This window comes from Mesorhizobium sp. CNPSo 4661 (assembly GCF_057784215.1).
Genome location: NZ_JBWGIO010000004.1, coordinates 242841 through 259914, shown reverse-complemented (window position 1 = coordinate 259914; position 17074 = coordinate 242841). Strand labels below are relative to the sequence as shown.

General features: G+C 64.2%; 14 protein-coding genes. All 14 read right to left on the bottom strand.

Annotated features, from left to right (window positions below):
* Window positions 1-113: 113 nt before the first annotated feature.
* Window positions 114-1784: a ribonuclease J gene (locus tag AC0YKC_RS07920; protein WP_320295246.1), complete on the bottom strand. Its 1671-nt coding sequence runs from the start codon at window positions 1782-1784 to the stop codon at window positions 114-116.
* Window positions 1785-1877: 93 nt separating this feature from the next.
* On the bottom strand, window positions 1878-2699 hold the full coding sequence (locus AC0YKC_RS07915) for a biotin--[acetyl-CoA-carboxylase] ligase (RefSeq protein ID WP_320295245.1): 822 nt from the start codon (window positions 2697-2699) through the stop codon (window positions 1878-1880).
* Between the two features lie 4 nt (window positions 2700-2703).
* Window positions 2704-4140 carry an NADH-quinone oxidoreductase subunit NuoN gene (gene nuoN / locus AC0YKC_RS07910; protein WP_488510702.1) on the bottom strand — a complete coding sequence of 479 codons (1437 nt, stop codon included), beginning with the start codon at window positions 4138-4140 and terminating at the stop codon, window positions 2704-2706.
* A 14-nt stretch (window positions 4141-4154) separates the two neighbouring features.
* Window positions 4155-5660, bottom strand: a complete 1506-nt coding sequence (locus AC0YKC_RS07905; RefSeq protein ID WP_488510701.1) for an NADH-quinone oxidoreductase subunit M — start codon at window positions 5658-5660, stop codon at window positions 4155-4157.
* Window positions 5660-7633 carry an NADH-quinone oxidoreductase subunit L gene (gene nuoL / locus AC0YKC_RS07900; protein ID WP_488510700.1) on the bottom strand — a complete coding sequence of 658 codons (1974 nt, stop codon included), beginning with the start codon at window positions 7631-7633 and terminating at the stop codon, window positions 5660-5662. The genes AC0YKC_RS07905 and nuoL overlap by 1 nt, the downstream gene beginning before the upstream one ends.
* An 11-nt stretch (window positions 7634-7644) precedes the next feature.
* Entirely contained in the window at window positions 7645-7953 is a 309-nt protein-coding gene (nuoK, locus tag AC0YKC_RS07895; protein ID WP_027168992.1) for an NADH-quinone oxidoreductase subunit NuoK, read from the bottom strand.
* Window position 7954: 1 nt separating this feature from the next.
* Window positions 7955-8575 (bottom strand): NADH-quinone oxidoreductase subunit J, encoded by a 621-nt coding sequence (locus AC0YKC_RS07890; protein ID WP_488510699.1) that lies wholly within the window; start codon window positions 8573-8575, stop codon window positions 7955-7957.
* Window positions 8576-8807: 232 nt separating this feature from the next.
* Complete coding sequence (nuoI, locus tag AC0YKC_RS07885) at window positions 8808-9299, bottom strand: NADH-quinone oxidoreductase subunit NuoI (protein ID WP_042643165.1); 492 nt, start codon at window positions 9297-9299, stop codon at window positions 8808-8810.
* Window positions 9299-10342: an NADH-quinone oxidoreductase subunit NuoH gene (gene nuoH / locus AC0YKC_RS07880; protein WP_320295240.1), complete on the bottom strand. Its 1044-nt coding sequence runs from the start codon at window positions 10340-10342 to the stop codon at window positions 9299-9301. The genes nuoI and nuoH overlap by 1 nt, the downstream gene beginning before the upstream one ends.
* Window positions 10343-10344: 2 nt before the next feature.
* Window positions 10345-12426, bottom strand: a complete 2082-nt coding sequence (gene nuoG, locus AC0YKC_RS07875) for an NADH-quinone oxidoreductase subunit NuoG (RefSeq protein ID WP_488510698.1) — start codon at window positions 12424-12426, stop codon at window positions 10345-10347.
* Window positions 12427-12501: 75 nt separating this feature from the next.
* The gene (locus AC0YKC_RS07870; protein ID WP_488510697.1) at window positions 12502-13185 is read right to left on the bottom strand and encodes an NADH-ubiquinone dehydrogenase; all 684 of its coding nucleotides are present in this window, start codon (window positions 13183-13185) and stop codon (window positions 12502-12504) included.
* 75 nt (window positions 13186-13260) lie between these two features.
* On the bottom strand, window positions 13261-14565 hold the full coding sequence (gene nuoF, locus AC0YKC_RS07865; RefSeq protein WP_140683773.1) for an NADH-quinone oxidoreductase subunit NuoF: 1305 nt from the start codon (window positions 14563-14565) through the stop codon (window positions 13261-13263).
* Between the two features lie 10 nt (window positions 14566-14575).
* On the bottom strand, window positions 14576-15880 hold the full coding sequence (locus AC0YKC_RS07860; RefSeq protein WP_488510696.1) for an NADH-quinone oxidoreductase subunit E: 1305 nt from the start codon (window positions 15878-15880) through the stop codon (window positions 14576-14578).
* A complete protein-coding gene (locus tag AC0YKC_RS07855; RefSeq protein ID WP_434723262.1) occupies window positions 15881-17071 on the bottom strand; it encodes an NADH-quinone oxidoreductase subunit D in 1191 nt (396 codons plus the stop codon).
* Window positions 17072-17074 lie beyond the last annotated feature (3 nt).

Here is a 17074-nt window from a genome sequence, read left to right as displayed (position 1 = left end):
TTCCTTAGGCAGTAGGCAGTAGGCAGTAGGCAGTAGAGAAGAAGCAAATTTGGCGAGCTGAAACGCAATCGCCTTTCCTATTGCCTACTGCCTAATCCCTATTGCCTACTCCGTCATCTCGTCACAAACACCGTCACCAGCGGCTTCTTGCCCCAGGCTTCGTTGGCGGCGCCGCGCACGGCACGGCGCACCGCTTCCTGCACCAGGTCGAGGTCTTTTCGGCGCTGGCGCGGAATGGAGTCCACCGCGCCGATTGCTGCATCGAGCATCAGGTCCTCCAGCGTCTCGCCGCGGGCATCGGCCTCGGCGACGCCGATCGCCACCAGGTCGGGGTCGCCGGCAAGCTCATATTTGTCGTCGAGCACGACATTGACCGCGACATGGCCGGCAAAGGAAAGCTTGCGGCGGTCGCGTATGCCCATCGCCTGGTCGGTGCCGATCAGATTGCCATCCTTGTAGAGCCGGCCGAACGGCACCTGGTCGATGATCGTTGCGGGACCAGGCCAGAGCCGAAGCATGTCGCCGTCGCGCACCTGCGCCACCTGGCCGATGCCCGACGTCGACATCAGCGAGCCCTGCGCCACCAGATGCGCCGCCTCGCCATGCACGGGAACGCCGATCTGCGGCCGCACCCACTCATACATCTTGCGCAATTCGCTGCGCCGCGGATGGCCGGAGACGTGCACAAGCGCGTCGCCGTCCTCGATGATCTTCATGCCGAGGTCGATCAGCCGGTTCTTGATCTCGAGGATCGCTTTTTCGTTGCCGGGAATGGTGCGCGAGGAAAACACCACCGTATCGCCGGCCGTCAGCGCCACCGACTTCATCTCGTCGCGCGAAAGCTTTGCAAGCGCCGCCAGCGGCTCGCCCTGGCTGCCGGTGCAGATGATCACCAGGTTCTCGCGCGGGATATAGCCGTAGTCTTCCTCGGCGATGAACTCCGGCAGGCCGTCCATGTAGCCGAGCTCGCCCGCCACATCGATGACGCGCTTCAGCGAGCGGCCGAGCACCAGGCACTGCCTGCCGGCGTCGCGCGCCGCCCTGGCGATCGAGACGATGCGCCCGACATTGGAGGAAAAGGTGGTGACCGCGACGCGGCCCTTGGCCTTCTCGATGACGCCCTTGAGGCCTTCGCCGACCGCCACTTCCGAGGGCGACTCCCCTTCCCTCAGCGCGTTGGTGGAATCGCAGATCAGCGCCAGAACGCCCTTGTCGCCATAGGCGCGGAAACGCGCCTCGTCGGTCATCGGGCCGATCGTCGGCGCCGGGTCGATCTTCCAGTCGCCGGTGTGGATGACGGTGCCTGCGGGCGTGGTGATCGCCAGCGACATCGGCTCGGGGATCGAATGCGCCACCGGAATGGCCTCGATCTCGAACGGTCCGACGGTGAATTTCTCGCCGGCACGGTAGATCGACGCCGGAATCTTCGGGGCGTTCTGCTCGCCCTGCCGCTTGGCTTCGAGCAGGCCGGCGGTGAACGGCGTCATCCATACAGGCGCCTTGAGCTTCGGCCAGATATCGAGCAGCGCGCCGTAATGGTCCTCATGCGCATGGGTGATCACGATGCCGCGCAGCCCGTCGATATTCTCCTCGATGAAGCGCGTATCGGGCAGGATGAGATCGACGCCGGGATGCGCGCTGTCGGGGAAGGTGACGCCGACATCGACGATGATCCATTCGCGCGCGTCGGCGGGCCCATAGCCGTAGAGGGCGAAGTTCATGCCGATCTCGCCGACGCCGCCCAGCGGCGCGAAGACGAGCTCGGCGTTTTCCTTATTCGCCATGAATTCTTTCCTTCCTGGCCGTCAGGCCAAGCCGTTGGAGCAATGCCGGGAAATGCGTGTCACGGTTTCCGTCCGGAATTGCACTGAACCAAATTATACCCGGGCCGAGGCGACAGCGCCGAAATGCACGTCGCCGGCCGCGATCGTCAAAACCGATCCCTTATCGTCGCGGATCACGAAACGGCAGTCCTCGTCAATGGTCTCGAAGACGCCGCGCACCACATTGCCGTCAATTCTGACAGCAACCTCGCCGCCGAGGCCCGCCGCACGGCCAAGCCAGCGCTTTCTGATGGCATCGAGCCCGCGCCCGTTATCCCACATCCGGGCATTCTCGCTCCAGGCATCCGAAAGCGCCAGGAACAGGATCTCGGCGTCGCACTCGGCGCCCAATGCCTGCAGCGACGTCGCCGGATAAGGCAAGTCCTCGGGATAGGCCACGACATTGACGCCTATGCCGACGGCGACTGCGAAACGGCCGCCTTCCAGCATCGCCGATTCCAGCAATATGCCGGCAAGCTTGGCGCCCGAGGCCAGCACGTCGTTCGGCCACTTCAGTTCGAAGCGGTTGCGGCCCTGGCTCGCGCCATCCAAGGCGACGGCGATCCGGCCCTTCGGCACGACGGCGTCGAGCGCGTCGGCCAGCGCCAGCCCTGCGACAAAGCCGAGCGTCGCGGCAAGCCGCAGCTCGCCGCCCGGAACCAGAAGCAGTGTCGCCGCGAGATTGCCTTCGGGCGTTGCCCAGACACGGCCACGGCGGCCGCGACCGCTTTCCTGCTTCTTCGAAACGACCCAGAGCTTGCCGGGATCGCCGGCGCGCGCGTGATCCAGCGCCAGCGCGTTGGTCGAGCCGACGCTGTCATGCGCCTCGAGCCGGAACCCCTCCGACGCCGCGGTTGGAGCCAGCCGAAATGCCATCCCGTCAGAAGAAGGTCTTGGCGGCGGCTTCGGCATAGCTGCCGATCGGCCCGCCGATCAGCACATAGAACAGCACGAAGGCGCCGCTGACGCCGAGCACGAGACGCAGCTCGCTGGCCATCGGCACGAAACCGCCGACCGGCTCGTCGAACCACATGATCTTGATGATGCGCAGATAGTAGTAGGCGCCCACCACCGAGGCCAGCACGCCGATGATCGCCAGCGCGTAGAGATGCGCGTTGATGGCGGCGAGGAAAACGTACCACTTCCCCCAGAACCCCGCGAGCGGCGGAATGCCGGCCAGAGAGAACATCAAGATGGTGAGGATGGTGGCCATGATCGGGTTGGTCGAGGACAGGCCGGCGAGGTCGCTGATCTGCTCGACATTGCCTTCCTTGCGCCGCATCGCGAGGATGAAGGCGAAGGTCCCCAGCGTCATCACCAGATAGATCAGCATGTAGATGGCGACGCCGCGCACGCCGGCCTGGCTGTTGGCGGCAAGGCCGACCAGCGCATAGCCCATATGGCCGATCGAGGAATAGGCCATCAGGCGCTTGATGTTGGTCTGGCCGATGGCCGCGAATGCGCCGAGCGCCATCGAGGCAATCGAGATGAAGACGATGATCTGCTGCCAGTCGGCGGCGATCGGCTTGAAAGCGCCCATGGTGACGCGCACGATCAGCGCCATCGCCGCCATCTTCGGCGCCGCCGCCAGGAAAGCGGTGATCGGCGTCGGCGCGCCCTCATAGACGTCCGGCGTCCACATATGGAACGGCACGGCCGAGATCTTGAAGGCAAGGCCGGCAAGCACGAACACCAGGCCGAAGACGAGGCCGAGCTGGCGCTCGCCGCTGGAGAGCGCCGTCGCGATCTCCTGGAAACCGGTGTTGCCGGTGTAGCCGTAGACGAGGCTGATGCCGTAGAGCAGCATGCCCGACGACAGCGCGCCGAGGACGAAATATTTCAGGCCCGCCTCGGTCGAGCGCAGATTGTCGCGGTTGATCGCGGCCAGCACGTAGATCGCCAGCGACTGCAGCTCGAGCCCGAGATAGAGCCCGATCATGCCATTGGCCGAGATCATCAGCATCATGCCGAGCGTGCAGAGCAGGATCAGTACCGGGAATTCGAACTTGTCGAAATGTTCCTGGCGCGCAAAGCGCATCGACATGACCAGCGTCACCGCCGAACCGATCAGTGCCAGCATCTTCATGAAGGCGCTGAAGGAATCCTGCACGAAGGCGCCGCCATAGGCAGCGCCCCGCCCGCCGGAGAAGGCAAGCCACAGGCCGGCCACCACCAGCACGAGCACGGCCAGACCGGTCACGGTCATGGTGTTGTTGGAGCGCGAATAGGCTCCGATCATCAGGAGCACCAGCGCCCCGACGGCCAGGATCAGTTCCGGCGTCGAGAGCGAAAAGCTGGAGAGAAGGTCCGGCGTCATGGTCTATTCCCCAGTCAGTTCGCCGCCGCGGTCTGCGCGGAATTGATGGATGCGGTGACGTTGGTGACGAGCGTCTTGACCGACTGGGCCGTCGCGTCGAACACCGGCGCCGGATAGACGCCGAAGAAGATCACCAGCACCACCAGCGGGTAGATGATCGCCTTCTCGCGCGGCGACAGGTCGAGCAGGTTCTTCAGGCTGTCCTTGGTTAGCGCGCCGAAGATCACCCGCCGATAGAGCCATAGCGCGTAGGCCGCCGACAGGATGACGCCCGTCGCGGCGAAGAAGGCCACCCAGGTGTTGACCTTGAACACGCCGAGCATGGTCAGGAATTCGCCGATGAAGCCGCTGGTGCCGGGAAGGCCGACATTGGCCATGGTGAAGATCATGAACACGGCGGCGTATTTCGGCATGTTGTTGACTAGGCCGCCATAGGCGTCGATCTCGCGCGTGTGCATGCGGTCGTAGATGACGCCGACGCACAGGAACAGCGCGCCCGAGACGAGGCCGTGGCTGAGCATCTGGAAGATCGCGCCCTGCACGCCTTCCTGGTTCATCGCGAAGATGCCCATGGTGACGAAGCCCATGTGGGCGACCGACGAATAGGCGATCAGCTTCTTCATGTCCTCCTGCATCAACGCCACCAGCGAGGTGTAGATGATGGCTACGACCGAGAGCGTGAACACCAGCGGCGCGAACATCGCCGACGCTTCCGGGAACATCGGCAGGGAGAAGCGCAGGAAGCCGTATCCACCCATCTTCAAGAGGATGGCGGCCAGGATGACCGAGCCCGCCGTCGGCGCCTCGACGTGGGCATCGGGGAGCCAGGTATGCACCGGCCACATCGGCATCTTCACCGCGAAGGAGGCGAAGAAGGCGAGCCACAGCCAGGTCTGCATGTTGGCCGGGAAGTGATGCGTCAGGAGCGTCGGGATGTCGGTGGTGCCCGACTGGAAGAACATCGCCATGATGGCGAGCAGCATCAGCACCGAACCGGCGAGCGTATAGAGGAAGAACTTGAACGAGGCATAGACGCGCCGCTTGCCGCCCCAGACGCCGATGATGATGAACATCGGAATCAGGCCGGCCTCGAAGAAGACGTAGAACAGGACGATGTCGAGCGCGCAGAACACGCCGATCATCAGCGTCTCGAGGATCAGGAAGGCGATCATATAGGCCTTGACCCGCTTCTCGATCGCTTCCCACGAGGCGAGGATGCAGAACGGCATCAGGAAGGTCGTCAGGATGACGAACAGCATCGAGATGCCGTCGACGCCAAGATGATAGGAGATGCCCGAATCCAGCCAGGCGTGCTTCTCGACGAACTGGAAGCCGGCCTGCGAATTGTCGAAGCCGGTCCAGATGAACAGCGAGACGACGAAGGTGAACGCCGTCGTGATGAAGGCGATGGCGCGGATGTTGCGGCGCGCGTTTTCGCTGTCGTCGCTGATGAACAGGATGAGCAGAACACCAACCAGCGGCAGGAAGGTGACCAGCGAGAGGATTGGCCAGTCGGTCATCAGAGCATCATCCAGGTGACGAGAGCGGCCACGCCGATCAGCATGGCGAAAGCGTAGTGGTAGAGATAGCCGGTCTGCAGCTTGACGACGCGGTTGGTGACGTCGACGACGCGCGCCGAGATGCCGTCCGGGCCGAGCCCGTCGATGATCGTGCCGTCACCGGTCTTCCACAGGAACCTGCCGAGGCGCTTGGCCGGCTGCACGAACAGGAAGTCGTAGAGCTCGTCGAAATACCACTTGTTGAGCAGGAAGCCGTAAAGCAGGCGATGATTGGCGGCGACGCTTCTGGGCAGTTCCGGTGTGCGGATGTAGAACTTCCAGGCAACCGCCAAACCGATGATCATGGCGACGAAGGGCGCCAGTTCCACCCACAGCGGCAGCTCGTGGATCTCGTGCAGGATGTGGTTGTCCGGCAGCGTGAACAGCGACGCCTTCCAGAACTCGGCATAGCCCTCGCCGATGAAGGCGCCGTGGAAGATGATGCCCGCGAACAGCGCACCGGCGGCGAGCACATAGAGCGGCACCAGCATCACCGGTGGCGATTCATGGACGTGATGCATGACCTCGTGGCTGGCGCGTGGCTCACCGTGGAAGGTCATGAAGATCAGCCGCCAGGAATAGAAGCTGGTGAAGCAGGCGGCGACCACCAGCAGGATGAACGCGAAGGCCGCGACCGCGTTGTGGCTGGCGAACGACGTGGCGATAATGGCGTCCTTGGAGAAGAAGCCGGCGGTGCCGATCACCGTTGCAGGGATGCCGACGCCGGTCAGCGCCAGCGTGCCGATGATCATCATCCAGTAGGTTGCCGGGATGAGCTTCCTGAGCCCGCCCATCCTGCGCATGTCCTGCTCGTCGGAAACCGCGTGGATGACCGAGCCGGAGCCGAGGAACAGCAGCGCCTTGAAGAAGGCGTGCGTGAACAGATGGAAGATCGCCGCGCCATAGGCGCCGACGCCGAGCGCCACGAACATGTAGCCGAGCTGCGAGCAAGTCGAATAGGCGATGACGCGCTTGATGTCGTTCTGGACGAGGCCGACCGTTGCCGCGAAGAAAGCGGTGAAGGCACCGATGAAGGTGACGACGGTCAGCGCCGTATGTGACAGCTCGAACAGCGGCGAAAGCCTCGCCAGCATGAACACACCGGCGGTCACCATGGTCGCCGCGTGGATGAGCGCGGAGACCGGGGTCGGGCCTTCCATCGCGTCCGGCAGCCAGGTGTGCAGCGGCACCTGCGCCGACTTGCCCATGGCGCCCATGAAGAGCAGCAGGCAGACCACCGTCAGCGCCGCCTGCTTGTCGAGCGCATGGCCGAGGAAGGTGAGCACGGCGGCACCGGCCGGCGCGCCTTCGGCCGGCAAGTAGGTGGCCGCATTGGCGAAGATGGTGCCCAGGTTGACCGAGCCGAACAGCACGAACACGCCGAAGATGCCGAGAGCGAAGCCGAAGTCACCGACGCGGTTGACGACGAAAGCCTTGATGGCGGCGGCGTTGGCCGACGGCTTCTTGTACCAAAAACCGATCAGCAAATAGGAGGCAAGACCGACCCCTTCCCAGCCGAAGAACATCTGGATGAGGTTGTCGGCCGTCACCAGCATCAGCATCGCGAAGGTGAACAACGACAGATAGGCGAAAAAGCGCGGCCGGTTCGGATCGTGATGCATGTAGCCGATCGAATAGATGTGAACCAGCGCCGACACCGTGTTGACCACGACCAGCATCACCACCGTCAGCGTGTCGACCCTCAGCGCCCAGGAGGCGTCGATGCCGCCCGACTGGATCCAGCGCAGCACCGGCACAGTGAACACTTCGCCATGGCCGAAGCCGACGGTGAAAAAGGCGATCCACGACAGCACCGCCGCGATCACCAGGAAACCGGAGGTGATGTATTCTGAAGCCTTGGCGCCGAGCGAATTGCCGAACAGGCCGACAATCAGGAAGCCAAGCAGCGGAAGGAAGACGATAGCCTGATACATGATGGTTCCCGTCAACCCTTCATCGCGCTCACGTCTTCGACCGCGATCGAGCCGCGGTTGCGGAAGAAGACGACAAGAATGGCAAGACCGATCGCGGCTTCAGCGGCCGCGACCGTCAGCACGAACAGGGCGAAGACCTGTCCGACGAGATCATGCAGCGCCGCCGAGAACGCGACGAAATTGATGTTGACCGCGAGCAGGATGAGCTCGATCGACATCAGGATGACGATGATGTTGCGGCGGTTCAGGAAGATGCCGAACACGCCGAGCGTGAACAGGATCGCCGATACGGTCAGGTAATGTGCAATGCCGACGACCATCTCAGATGCCCTCGCCCGATTTGACCTTGCGGATTTCCATGCCCGTCGCCGGCGTGCGGCCGACCTGCGCGGCGATCGACTGCCGCTTGACGCCTTCCTTGTGGCGCAGCGTCAGCACGATGGCGCCGATCATGGCGACCAAGAGCACCAGGCCGGAAATCTGGAAGTAATAGAGGTAGTCCGTATAGAGGATATCGCCGAGCGCGGCCGTGTTGGAGCGCGTGGCGAGATCCGGCGTTGCCTTGGCGACCGTCGAGGCAAGCTGCGGCGCGAATGTGTAGCCGCCGAGCACGACGATCAGCTCCGCCGCCAGGATCAGCCCGACCATCGCGCCGATCGGCGCATATTGCAGGGCGCCCTGCTTCATCTCGGCGAAGTCGACGTCGAGCATCATGACGACGAACAGGAACAGCACCATCACCGCGCCGACATAGACGACGAGCAGGATCATCGCCAGGAACTCGGCGCCGGTCAGCATGAACAGGCCGGCGGCGTTGAAGAAGGTGAGGATCAGGAACAGCACGGAATGCACGGGGTTGCGCGACGAAATGACCATGAAGGCCGACGCCACGGCGACAAAGGCGAAGAGGTAGAAAAAGGCCGCCTCTAGTCCACTCAGCATGGGTTCCCCCGGGTTCCTGTCCGAACAGGACGCTCGTCCTGTTTGATTTTTGCGACCGCCTCCGGCCGGCAAGTTGCGTGTTCCTATCGCATGTTCCGATCGGGTTGAAAGACCTGATCGAAAGAAACATGCGACACTCTTTCATTCCGGAGGATGATCTTGTCCGAAAAGTCTGCAACTTTTCGGGATCATCCTCTGGACGAGGCCCCTCGACCCGTCCATGCGTCAAATGTCAGCGATAGGGCGAGTCCAGCGCGATGTTGCGCGCCAACTCCCGCTCCCAGCGATCGCCGTTCGCAAGCAGCTTTTCCTTGTTGTAGTAAAGCTCCTCGCGCGTCTCGGTCGCGAATTCGAAATTCGGCCCCTCGACGATGGCGTCGACCGGGCAGGCTTCCTGGCAGAAGCCGCAATAGATGCACTTCACCATGTCGATGTCGTAGCGCACGGTGCGGCGCGTGCCGTCATTGCGGCGCGGGCCGGCCTCGATGGTGATGGCCTGCGCCGGGCAGATCGCCTCGCAGAGCTTGCAGGCGATGCAGCGTTCCTCGCCGTTCGGGTAACGGCGCAGCGCATGTTCGCCACGGAAGCGCGGGCTGGTCGGCCCCTTCTCGTGCGGATAGTTGATCGTTTCCTTCGGCGCGAAGAACTGGCGCATCGAAAGGAAGAAGGCGCTGACGAAATCCTTCAGCAGCAGCGATTTTGCGGCCTGGGCCAGAGCGGACATCACGCAAACCCCGTGATCTTGAGGAAGGCCGCGGTGGCCACGACCATGAACAGCGAGATCGGCAGGAAGACTTTCCAGCCCAGCCGCATCAACTGGTCGTAGCGGTAGCGCGGCACAAAAGCCTTCACCATCGAGAACATGAAGAACATCAGGCAGATCTTCAGCACGAACCAGATCACCCCCGGCACCCAGGTGAAGGGCGCGAAGTTGAACGGCGGCAGCCAGCCGCCGAGGAACAGGATGGTCGCCAGCGCGCACATCAGGACGACGGCGACATACTCGCCGAGGAAGAAGAGCAGGAATGGCGTCGACGAATATTCGACCATGTGGCCGGCGACGAGTTCCGATTCCGCCTCCACCAGATCAAAAGGCGGGCGGTTCGTTTCGGCGAGCGCAGAGATGAAGAACACCACGAACATCGGCAACAGCGACAGCCAGTGCCAGTCGAGGAAGGTATTGGGCAGGCCGAGCCTGGTGCCGAGGCCGTCCTGCTGCGCCATGACGATGTCGGAGAGGTTGAGCGAGCCGACAGTGAGCAGCACGGTGACGATGACGAAGCCGATCGAGACCTCGTAGGACACCATCTGCGCGGCCGAGCGCAGCGCGCCCAGGAACGGGTATTTCGAATTGGACGCCCAGCCGCCCATGATCACGCCATAGACCTCAAGCGAGGAGATGGCGAAGACATAGAGGATGCCGACATTGATGTTGGCGATCGCCCAGCCCTCATTGACCGGAATGACCGCCCAGGCCGAAATCGCCAGCACCGCCGACACCAGCGGGGCCAGGAGGAACACGCCCTTGTTGGCGCCCGACGGGATCACCGGCTCCTTGAAGACGAATTTCAGGAGGTCGGCGAAGGCCTGCAGCGTGCCCCACGGACCGACGACGTTCGGGCCGCGCCGCAATTGCACCGCCGCCCAGATCTTGCGGTCGGCGTAGAGCAGGTAGGCGACGCCGATCAGAAGGACGACGATCAGCACGACCGATTTCAACAGGATCAGCAGCGCCGGCAGCACGTAGAAGGAGAAGAACGTTTCCATGCTTATTCCGCCGCCTGCTTGAAGCCGATCTTGGCCAGCGCCGAGCATTCGGCCATCACGGCCGACGCCCGCGCGATCGGGTTGGTGAGATAGAAGTCCTTCACCGGCGAGGTGAAGGTGCCCTTGTTCAGTCGGCCGCCGAGCTTCGCCACCTTGGCGATGTCGTCGCCGCTGCCGGCCTGCACCTGGTCGATACGGGCAAGATGCGGGAATTCGCCATAGAGCTTGGCGCGCAGCTGCGCCAGCGAATCGAAGGGCAGCTTCTTGCCGAGCACGTCGGAGAGCGCCCGCACGATCGCCCAGTCCTCGCGGGCCTCGCCAGGAGCGAAGCCGGCGCGATTGGTCTGCTGCACGCGGCCTTCCGTGTTGACAAAGGTGCCGGACTTCTCGGTGTAGGCGGCGGCCGGCAGGATGACATTGGCGCGGTGCGCGCCGGCATCGCCATGCGTGCCGATATAGACGACGAACGCGCCACCGGTCCTGGCCATGTCGATCTCGTCGGCGCCGAGCAGGAAGAGCACGTCGGTGTCGCCCAGCATGCCGGCGACGTCCTTGCCGCCCTCGCCCGGCACGAAGCCGACGTCGAGGCCGCCGACTCTTGCCGCCGCGTTGTGCAGCACCGCAAAGCCGTTCCACTCGGCCGTGACCGCGTTGACGGCGGCCGCGAGCTTCGCCGCCTGGCCGAGCACCGCGGCGCCGTCGGCACGTGCCAGCGCGCCCTGGCCGACGATGATCAACGGATGCGTGGCCTTGCTCAGCACTTCGAAGAATTTGCCGGTGCCGTCGGCCAGCCCTTTCAGGGATTCCGGACCGGCGCCGATGAGCTCATAGTCGTAGCGCGTGTCGCCGATCTCGCCGATGACGCCGACCGGCAGATTGCCGACGCGCCAGCGCTTGCGGATGCGGGCGTTGAGCACCGAGGCCTCGAAGCGAGGATTGGCGCCGATGATCAGCACCGCGTCGGCCTGCTCGATGCCTTCGATGGTCGGGTTGAAGATGTAGCTGGCGCGGCCGAGCGACGGATCGAGCGCTGCGCCGTCCTGGCGGCAGTCGATGTTCTTCGAGCCGAGCGCCGCCATCAGCAGCTTGAGCGCATAGATTTCCTCGACCGCCGCGAGATCGCCGGCGATTGCGCCGATCCGCTCGGGCGCGGTCTTGGCCACCTGTTCCTTGATCGCGGCGAAGGCTTCCGCCCAGCTTGCCGGTGCCAGCTTGCCGTTCTTGCGCACATAGGGACGGTCGAGACGCTGCGTGCGCAGGCCATCCCAGATGAAGCGGGTCTTGTCGGAGATCCACTCCTCGTTCACCTGTTCGTTGACGCGCGGCAGGATGCGCATCACCTCGCGACCACGGCTGTCGACGCGGATCGCCGAACCGACGGCGTCCATGACGTCGATCGATTCCGTCTTGGTCAGTTCCCACGGCCGCGCCTGGAAGGCGAACGGCTTGGAGGTCAGCGCGCCGACCGGGCAAAGGTCGATGACGTTGCCCTGCAGTTCCGACGTCATCGCCTGTTCGAGATAGGTGGTGATCTCGGCATCCTCGCCGCGGCCGATCAGGCCGAGCTCGGAAATGCCGGCGACCTCGGTGGTGAAGCGGACGCAGCGCGTGCAATGGATGCAGCGGTTCATCACCGTCTTGACCAGCGGGCCGATATACTTGTCTTCGACCGCGCGCTTGTTCTCGTGATAGCGCGAGGAATCGACGCCGAAGGCCATCGCCTGGTCCTGCAGGTCGCATTCGCCGCCCTGGTCGCAGATCGGGCAATCCAACGGATGGTTGATCAGCAGGAATTCCATCACGCCTTCGCGGGCCTTCTTGACCATCGGCGTGTTGGTGAAGATTTCCGGCGGCTCGCCGTTCGGACCGGGGCGCAGGTCGCGCACGCCCATGGCGCAGGACGCCTGCGGCTTGGGCGGACCGCCCTTCACCTCGATCAGGCACATGCGGCAATTGCCGGCGATGGACAGCCGCTCATGGAAGCAGAAGCGCGGCACTTCCGCGCCGGCGTCCTCGGCCGCCTGCAGCAGCGTGTAATGGTCGGGTACCGTGATCTCTTTCCCGTCGACCTTTAGCTTTGCCATTCGCCTCAAACCCTCGCGGATGTTCCGCAATCCGTTTTGCCGGACGCGGCTTCAAGCCGCGCCCGGCATTTCAATTCAATTCGTCGCGGCGAGCGCCGCCGCCTGCGCAGTCCAGTCGTCGCGGCCGATGCGGCCGGCGAGCGACAGGTAATCCTCCACCCAGGCGATCTCTTCCGACGTCCAGGCGGCGATCTGGCCATAGGTCCAGATGCCGAGGCCGTTGAGCACCTTCTCCAGCTTCGGTCCGATACCCGAAATCGCCTTTAGGTCCGACGGCGCCGCCGGCTTGTCGAGCGCCTTCGGCTGCCTGAAATCCTCGGGCATCAGCCCGGTCGGGGCCGGTTGGGCGACGATATCGGCCCCGGTCGCGTCAAGCGCCTTCTCGGTCGCGTTCGCCGCGATGTCGGTCACGTCCCTGGCGAAGGTCTGCGCCCTGGCGATCAGCGTCTCGGTCGCCTTGCGCGCCTTGGACGCGTTGGCGGCCGCTTCGTTCTGCGCCTCGAGGTCGTCGAGGAAAGGCTGGAACATGCGCTGCGAGGCTTCCATCGCGCCGGTGAAGGCGCCCATCCACATGCCGACGGCATGGTTGGCAAGACCGATGCTGAGCGCCGACATCGCGGCGTAGCCGGCGACCGGATGCGCCAGAAGGTTGACGGCGCTGGCCATCTCCTTCGGCATCATCTTGGTCAGGTCCTGGTTCATCTTCTCGAGTTGGTCCAAATCAGGCATGAACGGATAGGGTATCGAATACGGCGCCATAGAGATCTCCTGGTCGTTTCTTCGTATGCCCCGCCCCTGCTTCCAGTCTTCGGGCCAAGCCCGTATTTCGAAGTCTTATTCCGCCGCCACCATCACCGGCTCGACCCGGTGCGCGTTGCGCGAAAACTCGTCGATGCGGCGTTCCACCTCGCCACGGAAATGCCGCATCAGGCCCTGGATCGGCCAGGCCGCCGCGTCGCCCAGGGCGCAGATCGTGTGACCCTCGACCTGCTTGGTGACGTCGAGCAGCATGTCGATCTCGCGCTTCTGCGCTTCGCCGCGCACCAGGCGCTCCATCACCCGCCACATCCAGCCGGTGCCTTCGCGGCACGGCGTGCACTGTCCGCAGCTCTCGTGCTTGTAGAAGTAGGAAAGCCTGGCGATCGCCTTCACGATATCCGTCGACTTGTCCATGACGATGACGGCCGCCGTGCCAAGGCCGGATTTCAGGTCGCGCAGCGCGTCGAAATCCATCGGCGCGTCCATGATCTGCTCGGCCGGCACCAAGGGCACCGAAGCGCCGCCCGGGATGACCGCGAGCAGGTTGTCCCAGCCGCCACGGATGCCGCCGCAATGCTCCTCGATCAGCTCGCGGAACGGGATCGACATCGCCTCTTCGAAGGTGCACGGATTGTTGACGTGGCCGGATACGCAAAACAGCTTGGTGCCGGCATTGTTCGGGCGGCCGAAGGACGAGAACCAGGCCGCACCCCGCCGCAGGATGGTCGGCGCCACCGCGATCGATTCGACGTTGTTGACGGTGGTCGGGCAGCCATAGAGGCCGACATTGGCCGGGAATGGCGGCTTCAGCCTGGGCTGGCCTTTCTTGCCTTCCAGGCTTTCGAGCAGCGCGGTCTCCTCGCCGCAGATATAGGCGCCGGCGCCGTGATGCATGTAGACTTCGAAGTCGTAGCCGGACGTGTTGTTCTTGCCGATGAGCTTGGCCGCGTAAGCCTCGTCGATGGCGCGCTGCAGCGCCTCGCGCTCGCGGATGAACTCGCCGCGCACATAGATGTAGGCCGCGATCGCGCCCATGGCGAAGCCAGCGACCAGCGCGCCCTCCACCAGCGTGTGCGGATCGTTGCGCAGGATGTCGCGGTCCTTGCAGGTGCCAGGCTCGGATTCGTCGGCATTGATGACGAGATAGCTCGGCCGGCCGTCGCTCTGCTTGGGCATGAACGACCATTTCAGGCCGGTCGGGAAGCCGGCGCCGCCGCGGCCGCGCAGGCCGGACGCCTTCATCTCGTTGACGATCCAGTCGCGACCCTTGGCGATCAGGCCCGGCGTATCGTCCCAGATGCCGCGCGACTGCGCTCCGGCCAGCGACGTGTCGAACAGGCCGTAGATGTTGGTGAAGATGCGGTCTTTGTCCTGAAGCATTTGTCGTCCCTCAGACCGGCTTCTTGCCGAAGACGCGGATGTATTCGGCGACGCCGCCCTTGGCGAGCGCCTTGGCCTGCTTCACCCAGTCGTCGCGCTCGATGCGGCCGCGGAAATTGAGATAGCCGTCGACCCATTCGCGCTCGGCCTTCTTCCACGCGGCGACCTGCGCGAACGTATAGATGCCCAGCGAATGCAGGGTGCCTTCGATCTTCGGGCCGACGCCGGAGATCAGCTTGAGATCGTCGACCGCGGCCGGGCGCTCGATGCCGGCGGGCCGGTTCTTGTCCTCGAGCGAGGGTTTCACCGTCTTGGCGGCAGGCTGCTTGGTTTCCGGCGCCTTGAAGGCGGCAGCCGGCTCGGCTTTCGTCTTTGGCCCGCTGCGCGGCTTGGAAACCGCCTCGACTTCCGGATCGGCCTGGTTGGCGTTGGCGGCAGAATGGCGCGGCGCCCTGACGCTGGCCGCCTTCTCGGTGGCCGGCGCGACCTTGACCGGCGACGGCGTCGCCAACGCCGGGCTGGTTTCCGGCGCATCGGTCTTCGGCTTGGCGGATTTGGATGGCGCAACCGGGCCCGACGCCGGCCCGGCGGGAGCCTGCGAGACGACGGCGGCAGAAACAGCAGCGGGTGCAGCGGCGGCAGCATCCTTGGCGGCTTTCGCCGCCGCCTTGGCTTCCTTGTCGCGCGTCGACTTCAGGATCGCCTTTTCGCTGGTCAGCGTCTTCAAGCCGCCGGCCGGCTCGGAGCCATGGCGGCCGTTCTGCGGACCGGGCTTCACCTCGGCGCCCTTGCCGGCGTCGTAGAGATCGATGATCTCGGCCAACCGCTCGGGCGTCAGGTCCTCGAAAGTATCCTTGAAGATCATGACCATCGGCGCGTTGACGCAGGCGCCGAGGCATTCGACCTCCTCCCACGACAGCGTGCCCTTGTCGTTGGTGTGGAACTGGTCGTGATGGATCTTCGAGCGACACACATCCATCAGCGCTTCCGAGCCGCGCAGCATGCAGGGCGTGGTGCCGCAGACCTGGATATGCGCACGCGTGCCGACCGGATTGAGCTGGTACTGCGTATAGAAGGTCGCGACTTCGAGGCCACGGATACGCGGCATGCCGAGCATGTCGGAGATCGTCTCGATCGCCGCCTTGGTGACCCAGCCTTCCTGCTCCTGCGCGATCATCAGCAGCGGAATGATGGCCGACTGTTCGCGCCCTTTCGGGTATTTGGCGATCCACTGCTGCGCCGCCGCCGCGTTCGCCTTGTTGAAGGCGAAGGAAGCGGGCTGGACGCTGGCATCTGCGAGACGGCGGACTGACATTTAGCGATCGACCTCACCAAACACGATGTCGAGGGAGCCAAGTACGGCGGTGACGTCGGCCAGCATGTGGCCGCGGCACAGGAAATCCATGGCTTGCAGATGCGCGAAGCCGGGCGCGCGCAGCTTGCAGCGATAGGGCTTGTTGGTGCCGTCCGAGACCAGATAGACGCCGAACTCGCCTTTCGGCGCCTCGACGGCCGCATAGACCTCGCCGGCCGGCACGCGATAGCCCTCGGTGTAGAGCTTGAAGTGATGGATCAGCGCTTCCATCGAGCGCTTCATCGCCTGGCGTTTCGGCGGTACCACCTTGCCGTCGAGGTTCGACACCGGGCCGGCGCTTTCCTTGCCGAGCAGGAGATCGACGCACTGGCGCATGATCTTGGCCGACTGGCGCATCTCTTCCATGCGCACCAGGTACCGGTCGTAGCAGTCGCCGTTCTTGCCGATCGGGATGTCGAAATCCATCTCGGAATAACATTCGTAGGGCTGCGACTTGCGCAAGTCCCAGGCAGCGCCCGAGCCGCGCACCATGACGCCCGAAAAGCCCCAGGCCCAGGCGTCGGCAAGCGACACTGTGCCGATATCGACATTGCGCTGCTTGAAGATGCGGTTGGGTGTGAGCAACGCGTCGAGATCGTCGATCGACTTCAGGAACGGATCGATCCACTTGCCGATGTCCTCGACCAGCTCCTGCGGCAGATCCTGGTGCACGCCACCCGGCCGGAAATAGGCCGCATGCATGCGCGAGCCCGAGGCGCGTTCGTAGAACACCATCAGCTTTTCGCGCTCGACGAAGCCCCACAGCGGCGGCGTCAGCGCGCCGACGTCCATCGCCTGCGTCGTCACATTCAAGATGTGCGACATGATGCGGCCCATCTCGGAATAGAGCACCCGGATCAACTGGCCGCGCTTCGGCACTTCGATGCCGAGCAGTCGCTCGGCCGCGAGCGCGAAGGCATGCTCCTGGTTCATCGGCGCGCAATAGTCGAGCCGGTCGAGATAAGGCACGGCCTGAAGATAAGTCTTCGCTTCCATCAGCTTCTCGGTGCCGCGATGCAGCAGGCCGATATGCGGATCGACGCGGTCGACCACCTCGCCGTCCAGCTCCAGCACCAGGCGCAAAACGCCGTGCGCCGCAGGGTGCTGCGGACCGAAGTTGATGTTGAAGTTGCGGACGGAGGTTTCAGCCATGGG